3 protein-coding genes and 2 pseudogenes are annotated in these 4,986 nt (G+C 72.3%); 1 reads left to right on the top strand and 4 read right to left on the bottom strand.

Going from position 1 to position 4,986, the window contains the following annotated elements; genetic code table 11:
• Window positions 1-76 precede the first annotated feature (76 nt).
• Window positions 77-190: pseudogene (locus I5I_RS17975) on the top strand (hypothetical protein); the annotation flags it as partial.
• A 90-nt stretch (window positions 191-280) separates the two neighbouring features.
• Here I5I_RS17975 and I5I_RS11630 read toward each other — a convergent pair.
• The 4 genes and pseudogenes from I5I_RS11630 to I5I_RS11620 form a co-directional block, all read right to left on the bottom strand.
• Window positions 281-1,414, bottom strand: a pseudogene (locus I5I_RS11630) (DUF5719 family protein); the annotation flags it as partial.
• Window positions 1,411-3,837, bottom strand: coding sequence for a glycosyl transferase (locus tag I5I_RS11625; protein ID WP_239640105.1), 2,427 nt, complete (start codon window positions 3,835-3,837; stop codon window positions 1,411-1,413). The pseudogene I5I_RS11630 and the gene I5I_RS11625, both read right to left, overlap by 4 nt.
• The gene (locus tag I5I_RS17640; protein WP_239640104.1) at window positions 3,767-4,255 is read right to left on the bottom strand and encodes a glycosyltransferase family 2 protein; all 489 of its coding nucleotides are present in this window, start codon (window positions 4,253-4,255) and stop codon (window positions 3,767-3,769) included. The genes I5I_RS11625 and I5I_RS17640 overlap by 71 nt, the downstream gene beginning before the upstream one ends.
• A 94-nt stretch (window positions 4,256-4,349) precedes the next feature.
• The gene (locus I5I_RS11620; protein ID WP_083868013.1) at window positions 4,350-4,667 is read right to left on the bottom strand and encodes a WhiB family transcriptional regulator; all 318 of its coding nucleotides are present in this window, start codon (window positions 4,665-4,667) and stop codon (window positions 4,350-4,352) included.
• Window positions 4,668-4,986 lie beyond the last annotated feature (319 nt).

Below are 4,986 nucleotides of genomic sequence, written 5' to 3'. Positions count from 1 at the left end.
AGCTCGGTCCCGGGGATCCTCTAGAGTCCGCCGAAAAAACCGTGCATGTGCACGATATTCGATATAGGATGCCGTCATGGCAACGCAGGCACGGGAGTATCGCTGGGTCCGAGACGGCGCGACGGGGGCGCGGCGCATGCGCTACGGCGCCGACTACAACCCAGAGCAGTGGTCGCGCGACGTCTGGGCTGAGGACATGCGTCTGATGCGCGAGGCCGGAGTCGCCCGTCGAGGAGACGATGGTCATCGTGGGCGCCGTCCCCGCGGCGACCGCGACGAGTGCGGGTGCGGAGATCGCGTCGGCGGCCACGAACCAGCCGAAATCACTCCCGGCTGCGAAGCCGGACGTCGCCCACACAGCGCCCGTCACGGGGGCCGTCGCGCTCACCCGCACCGCGTAGGTGCCGGTGGCGAGCCCGCCCAGATCGAGTTTGAGGGGCACCCCCGCCTGCAGGGGGACTGTCTGCGGCGAACCGACCGCCGCGCCGTCGCGGACGACCGTGACGGTCGCCTGAGCGTTAGCGCCCGGGGAGAGCAGGCGCAGCGACGTCGGAACGTTGCTCTCGCCGGCGCCACCCTGGGTCGTCACCACGGGAACGCCCGGGATCACGAGATCCGTGTCGGGGACGGCGCTGGCGCCGACCTGGTCGACACCGCCCGCGACGAGCACACGCGTGAGGCTGGTCTGCAGCGCAGCACGGATCGGGGCCTGCGCCGATGTCACGCGCAGCACCGGGTTGTCCTCGCGCAGCGCGAGGGAGGCGAGCGGGATGATCCGCTGAGTGCCGGCGGCGACGACGATCGCGTTGCCCGCGACGGGGACGGCGCCGCCGCCGGCGCCGTACACGGTGATCGTCACGCGCGCCGCGACCACACCCGGATTCTCGAGAACGACCAGATCCGAGGCGCCGGTCGCCCCGGAGCCGCCGACGAGCCACGATTCCATTTCGGGCCGCGCGCAGGATGACGCGGCGAACCCGGCGAGGTCGTCCGCGCTCACCTGCGCCGAGGTCGCTGCGGCGATGTCGGCGGGCTCCCCGTCCACGGGAGCAGCGCGCAACGTCGTCGGCCCCGTTCCGCCGGTGACGTCGGGGGCAGCCAACGTGGAGGTCGCGGCATCCGTCGAGGCCGCCTTCGACACCGCGGCAGAGGTGAGTGCCGCCGGAGCGGCGTCGGTGAGCTGGGCGGCGCGGGTCGCGTCGCGCCCCGCAGCCAGCACGGGTCCGACGCACGTCGCTACCGATGCCGTCGCGGGCGGATGCGCAGCGATGGCGAGCGTGGAGTCGGCGGTGTGCGAAGGAAGCGGCAACGCGACCAGGGCCACGCCCGCTGCTACCGCGGCCGCCGTGATCACGCCGCCGACGGCGAACCGCACGGACGTGAGGCGACGAACGCCGGGCAGGCGGTTGCTCATCGGAGTCCTCCTCCGGGTACGCGTCGCGCGCCGATGATGCGCGGGCGACGACGGTTCAGCCGCAGCGAGCGTCGGGTGGGCAGAGCGAGCAGCAATGCGATCAGCACGACCCCGATCTGCACGGCGGCGGTGCGAGCGTTGTCGACCGCCGATGCGGCAACGCGATCCGTGACCGCAGCGGTGACCCGCCACAGCTTGCCCTTTGTCGTGTCGCCGACGATCTCGAGGTCCTGGCGCTGATCGAGCGCGGTCTCGGCGGCGATGCGCACGGCGCGCGCCGCGTCGCTCTCGCCGTCGGCGGTCCCGCCGAGCAGGACGAATGCGACCCCGTGCGCGCCCAGACGCGCGACCGCGTCACCCGAGGGCACGGAGATCAGTTCGGCGGTCAGCTCCGCGGCCTCGGCGTCACCGGCGTCGGTGGACGAGCGCGCCGAGCGCAGGGTGCTCTGTCCGCCCAGGGCCGACGTCTCGCCCCAGACGACGTCCGTGACGACCGATCCGTCAGCCGCGGCGGTGAGCACGAAGGTGGCGTTGTCCAGCCCCGATCTGCCCTCCGCCTCGACATAGGCCGGCAGGGTACTGCTCGGACCGTTCGTGACGGCCGAGGTCCCCCGAGGCAGCGCGGTGATCACGGGGACCGCACTGACCGCGAGAGCGGTCATCACCAGGGCGGCCAGCGGTGCGCGAAGCCGGGCCCGTGTCGGGAGCGCGTCGATCGTCAGCGCTGCCGATGCCAGCAGGGCGAGCCAGTACAGGCTCAGGGCAGCGCCCGGCCAGACCGCGATGCCGGTCCCGGCATCCGACGTGACGACGATGCCGATGACCGCGACCGCCGTCGCCAGGCCGCTGAGCGCGATGAGGAGGACCACGGCGGACGACGCTGTGCGCGAGACGATGGGAGCGGCCGCCGCGAGCACGATCAGGGGCACGACGAGAAGGAACGGCCACGGCCCGGCGCCGTCGACGAGCTGACCCCATTCCGAACCGCCGGCGGTGGGAAACCCGAGCGCGAGGGCGACGCGGCGGGCGAGATCGGTCGACTCCCCCGACGGCAGCGGCACCCCCGGGTCGGCGATCAGGGCCCATGGCTCGCCAGAGCCGAGACGGCGCCAGATCATCGGCGCCCAGACGATCACCGATGGAACGAGCAGCCAGACGACCCGCGCGAGTCCTCGACCGCGGCCGAGCGCTGCCGTGAGGACGATCGCGACCAGCCACAGCACGACGAGGGCCGGAGCCAGCGACGGGGCGCTGGCGAGCACCGCGACGGCGATCACCGATCCCATGCCCGCCGCGGTCCACGATCGGTGCGCGGCGACGGCGGTCCACAGCAACCAGGGAAGCAGCAGATGTGCGATGACGAGCGTCGGTCGTCCCGATGCCAGCGCGTCCAGCAGGCTCGGCGCCAGGGCGTAGCCCACCGCGACGACGGCGCGGGCGAGGGCGTTGTCGGTCAGGCGCGTGGCGGCGAACCAGCCGCCGAGTGCGGACAGGGGAATCGCGAGAACCCACAGCACCACGAGGACGCGCGAGGGCGCCGCGGGCCAGAGCGAGCCGAGCACGGCGACGACCGCGCTGAACGGATCGGCCGGCCCCTGCGTGTCCCAGCCGAGGGGTCGGGCACCGGAGGCCGCGTCCGCCCAGAGCTGGCCCACGGTTGCGCGCAGCGGCGCGAGCCCGCCGCCGCCGAGCACCGGCCACGCGAGCAGCGACAGGAAGGCGAGGACCGACACGAGCAGAGCTCCGAGAACGATCCAGGCACCCCCACCGGAGAAGAAGTGCAGCTCACCGCGAGCGGTGCCGTCGATGATCACGTCGTCGTCGAGGCGCTGGCGCAACTCGACCCGGCTGACCCGCAACGGTGCCAGCTGCGCCCACGACACGGAACGACCCGCGCGGATGCCGCGACGCGCACGAGCGACGGCAGCCGGTCGCAGCAGCACCGTGAGCGTGGCGCCCCATTCCGGACCGATCATCGAGGGACGCTTGCCGAGCAGCAGAACCACGGAGCGGACGATCGCCAGCGGCAGCAGAGAGAGCCAATGCAGGGGGACGGCGACGGGCGGCGCGTACACGAGTCGGCGGTGCAGCTGCGCCGTGCGGCGGCCGTAGGCCCGACGCACCCCGACCGGCTCGAAGCGGTCGCCGAGAACAGGAGGGTCTGTGCGATCGGGGTCGGCGAGGGCGACGAAAGCCTGGGGAGCGAGGACGACGCGCCCCCCTCGCAGACGCGCGCGCACACCGAGGTCGAGTCCTTCGTCGGCGCCGGCGAGCGCCGTGTCGAGACCGCCGAGCGCGCGCCACGCGTCGGTGCGCACCAGGATGCCGCGCACATCCGAACCGAGCACGTCCTCACTGGCGTCGTGCTGGCCTTGATCGTGCTCGCCGTCGGCGAGGCCGACGGCGCGGCCGCCTCGCGTCATCGACACACCGAGCGACACGATGCGTCGTTGTTGTCGGCGCGGACGAGTTTCGTTGCAGCGATCGCGACCGAGGGAGCAGTCTCGAGGGCGCCCATGAGACGACGAGGGCGTCGGGCGCGGGCGTGGTGTCCTGGTCGAGCACCCAGACGGCATCCCCGCCGAGCCGTCGACTCGCCAGCGCGAGAGCTTCAGCGAAGGAGGTTCCTCGATCGGCGGTGATGACCGCCTCGGCGGCGGATTCCCCCGCGATCCGCTGAAGCTCGCGATCGGTCGCGTGCGGGCCGCACAGCACGATGGTGAGCGTGTCGACTGGGCGCGCCTGAGCCGCGAGCGCGGAAAGGACGCGGTCGAGACGGATGTCGGTGGCCACGCGCGCATCAGGGCGCACGACCAGCAGTGCGTGAACTCGGGCGGGCATGACGTCGTCAGCCTAGGCGGGAGCCGGCGCAGAACGCGGACGTCGCCCGCGAGTCTCGTGATCGGTCACGCCGCCGCGGCAGCGGTCGTCGAGATCAGGCGCGACGCTTGAGCTTGCGGCGCTCGCGCTCGCTGAGTCCGCCCCAGATGCCGAAGCGCTCGTCGTTCTGCAAGGCGTACTCAAGGCACTCGCCTCGCACGTCGCACGAGGTGCAGATGCGTTTCGCGTCGCGTGTCGAGCCGCCCTTCTCCGGGAAGAAGGCCTCGGGGTCGGTCTGCGCACAGAGGGCGTCGGCCTGCCAGGCGAGCGCGGTGTCCTCGTCGGCGGCGGACGGGCGGCGCACTCCCGGCACACCCAGATTGACCGGGTCGACGAACCAGTTGTCGGGGACGCCGGAGCGGTAACCCGTCATATCGTTCTCCCCACGTTTTCCCGATGCGCCGATGCGCGTGTTGGAATAATTACACCCTTGTCATTCGCCGCGGTCAAGTCGCAGATCGTAAACCCTCAACACGGGATTGAACCTTCACGCACGCTCGTCGGCGTGTCGCGGCCGAGACCGCGCGGTCGGGGCCGGTCAGTCAGGGCCGGCGGGTCAGGAGCCCGGCTGGGCCACGAAGAGCTCGCCGACACCGGACACCTCGATGGCCTCCTCGTCGGCGATGTACACGGCCGTGCCCGGACGGAGGGTCGCGGAGTCAGAGACTCTAGAGGATCCCCGGGACCGAGCT

This window comes from Microbacterium sp. B24 (assembly GCF_000333415.1).
GTDB lineage: Bacteria > Actinomycetota > Actinomycetes > Actinomycetales > Microbacteriaceae > Microbacterium.
The sequence above is the reverse complement of the archived record's forward strand: the minus strand, read 5'-3'. Positions and strand labels throughout refer to the sequence as shown.